We start from the raw sequence: 1,319 nt of genomic DNA on the forward strand, positions 1-1,319 counted from the left end.
TCATTCGCTTCCTCTATTGTCACACTCTCCTGTACCTGCATATCCGTATACTGAACACGAATAACTGCCTGCGGCCAGTTTATGCTGACCATTGCTGTTTTGTCTTTCTCATCTCCTGCTTTCCGGATAAGCTCCAGCAATTCCTTCAGTACTTCCTTTGTCAGATAACCGCCTCTCCAGTGAAAAATAAGTACCCTGCCTTTCTTCGCCGCCTGCAAAGAACGTTTATACACATCCTCTTTCTTAGTAAAAGAAAGCTTCTTCTCCTTATAGTAAAAGTGCTCATGATCACCGCAGTGAGGCGCCGGCGCAATAAGAGGCTCATGATCCCTGAAAATCTGTGAATCATCCAGATTGAAATAATCATAGCGGATTTCAGAAGTCTCACGATCTTTCCCCAGGGTATTATCAAAGGTCGCATCCAGATGATAATATGTACCTCCTATTTTTACGATATTCCATGTGTGGCGATACTTAATCCCCTTCTCAGGATTATTTCCACAGATTGCAATCACACACCAGACTCCCAGTGCATCTAACAAAACCTTTACTGCTTTTGCGATTCCCTCACAAACACCAACGCCTTGCCCCAACGGTCCGATAATTTCATGGGAATATGATTTTTTCAGTTTGTCATAGCGGATATTTTCACAGATAAAATCATGTACATACTTCTCTTTCTCCCACTCAGACAGCTTCTGAGCCGGACGAATCAGCTTCTCAACTCTGGCAGTCATAGCCTTTTGATGTTCGCAAATCTTCTTTTTATCAAAAAGATACTCCGGAATAAAAATCAGATTCGGAGAGTCTTTATAATACCGGTATTTATAACTGCTCACCCAAAATATCTCCGGATGATCCAGACGCATCTGAAAAAAAACATTATAAAGTTCTTCTCCCTCTAATGCCGGAATTTGAAATTCATCCGCCAGGTTTTTCACACCGCTAAGAATGCTGTGATATGCAGCCTGCTGCGCCTTATTCATATGGTTGTAATAATATTGCTCCATTGTTATCTTATCTCCAAGTTCTTCGTCACTTATAATCCCTTCCGGTACATTTCACTGATCACTGCCTGCGCATGTTCAGATTCCTTTTTCTCTATTATCTGTGCCCGGTCACTTAAAATCGCCAGCATCTCATCTACCAGATCTTCGATTTTAGGATTTGTATACCGATATAAATAACCCAGCATTCTGGTTGCGGTATAATCTGTATTCATATTTTTATATGCAATCTCAGCACAAAGCTCCTTCGGATAGCCCTTGCTGAGCAAAACCCTGTATAGTTCTTCTGTTCTTTCTGATGCCATGTTTTTT

2 protein-coding genes are annotated in these 1,319 nt (G+C 41.3%); both read right to left on the reverse strand.

All coding sequences use genetic code 11. The features are described from left to right. The coding region (locus LJE12_RS19515; protein WP_119243775.1) for a transglutaminase domain-containing protein at nucleotides 1-1,010 on the reverse strand (1,010 nt) is incomplete at its 3' end. A gap of 29 nt (nucleotides 1,011-1,039) precedes the next feature. Then, entirely contained in the window at nucleotides 1,040-1,312 is a 273-nt protein-coding gene (locus LJE12_RS19520; protein ID WP_008703953.1) for a hypothetical protein, read from the reverse strand. Between the last annotated feature and the right edge of the window lie 7 nt (nucleotides 1,313-1,319).

Source organism: Blautia sp. DFI.6.71, from assembly GCF_020593585.1.
GTDB lineage: Bacteria > Bacillota > Clostridia > Lachnospirales > Lachnospiraceae > Blautia_A > Blautia_A wexlerae.

Coding starts and splice junctions, on each gene's coding strand:
- LJE12_RS19520 (WP_008703953.1), bottom strand. CDS start 1,312: ATGGCATCAGAAAGAACAGAAGAACTATACAGGGTTTTGCTCAGCAAG.